The 1,098-nt window shown below is 62.4% G+C and carries 2 protein-coding genes and 1 pseudogene; all 3 read right to left on the reverse strand.

Annotation, left to right across the window (positions count from 1 at the left end):
* Nucleotides 1–68, reverse strand: a pseudogene (gene rplP, locus EOA38_RS37425) (50S ribosomal protein L16); the annotation flags it as partial.
* 27 nt (nucleotides 69–95) lie between these two features.
* Nucleotides 96–818, reverse strand: a complete 723-nt coding sequence (gene rpsC / locus EOA38_RS37430; protein WP_126094107.1) for a 30S ribosomal protein S3 — start codon at nucleotides 816–818, stop codon at nucleotides 96–98.
* Nucleotides 818–1,098: 50S ribosomal protein L22 (gene rplV / locus EOA38_RS37435; protein WP_127301564.1), on the reverse strand; the 281-nt coding region annotated here is incomplete at its 5' end. The genes rpsC and rplV, both read right to left, overlap by 1 nt.

Consider the following 1,098-nt stretch of genomic DNA (forward strand, 5'->3'; position numbering starts at 1 on the left):
CCCTTGGCGGTACCGTGGATACGGCCCTTGAACTGCTTGCGGAACTTTGTGCGCTTTGGCTGCAGCATCGTCCTAACTCCAAATTCTCAAATGTCTCAGGCGTTCTCGCGACGACGACCGCGCTCGCGCTCGCCGGTCTGACCGCCATGATCGCCTTCCGTCGCGCGACGCTCCGATGCCATCGGATCGTGCTCGAGGATCTCGCCCTTGAACACCCACACCTTGACGCCGCAGATGCCGTACGCCGTTTGCGCCTCGGCCGTGCCGTAGTCCACATCGGCGCGCAGCGTGTGCAGCGGCACGCGGCCTTCGCGGTACCACTCCATGCGCGCGATCTCGGCGCCGCCGAGACGGCCGCCGCAGTTGATGCGGATGCCTTCGGCGCCGAGACGCATGGCGGACTGCACGGCACGCTTCATGGCGCGGCGGAACGCGATGCGGCGCTCAAGCTGCTGGGCGATCGACTGCGCGATCAGCGTGGCGTCGATTTCCGGCTTGCGCACTTCAACGATGTTGAGGTGCGTCTCGGACTTCGTCATCTCCATCAGCTTCTTGCGAAGCTTCTCGATGTCGGCGCCCTTCTTGCCGATGATCAGGCCCGGACGCGCCGCATGGATGGTGACGCGGCACTTCTTGTGCGGACGCTCGATCACAACCTTGGAGATCGCGGCCTGCTTGAGTTCCTTTTCAAGATATTTGCGGATCTTGATGTCCTCATGCAGCAGCTGGCCATACTCGCCGGTGTTCGCGAACCAGCGCGAATCCCAGGTGCGGTTGATGCCGAGACGCAGCCCGATCGGATTGACTTTCTGGCCCATTATGCGGCCTCCCCTTTTTCCTCGACTTCACGAACGACGATCGTGAGGTGCGAGAACGGCTTTTCGATACGGCTGGCGCGACCACGGCCACGAGCGTGGAACCGCTTCATGACGATCGACTTGCCGACATAGGCTTCCGAGACGATCAGCGAGTCGACATCGAGGTCGTGGTTGTTTTCCGCGTTGGCGATCGCCGACTCCAGCGTCTTCTTGACCGTGCCGGAAATCCGCTTGGCCGAGAATTCGAGGTCGGAAAGCGCTGTCGCGACCTTCTTGCCGC

The sequence above is a fragment of the Mesorhizobium sp. M1E.F.Ca.ET.041.01.1.1 genome (assembly GCF_003997355.1).
GTDB lineage: Bacteria > Pseudomonadota > Alphaproteobacteria > Rhizobiales > Rhizobiaceae > Mesorhizobium.

Bases quoted from the DNA above. Each gene is read 5' to 3' on its own strand.
- rpsC (WP_126094107.1), bottom strand. From the start codon at position 818: ATGGGCCAGAAAGTCAATCCGATCGGGCTGCGTCTCGGCATCAACCGC.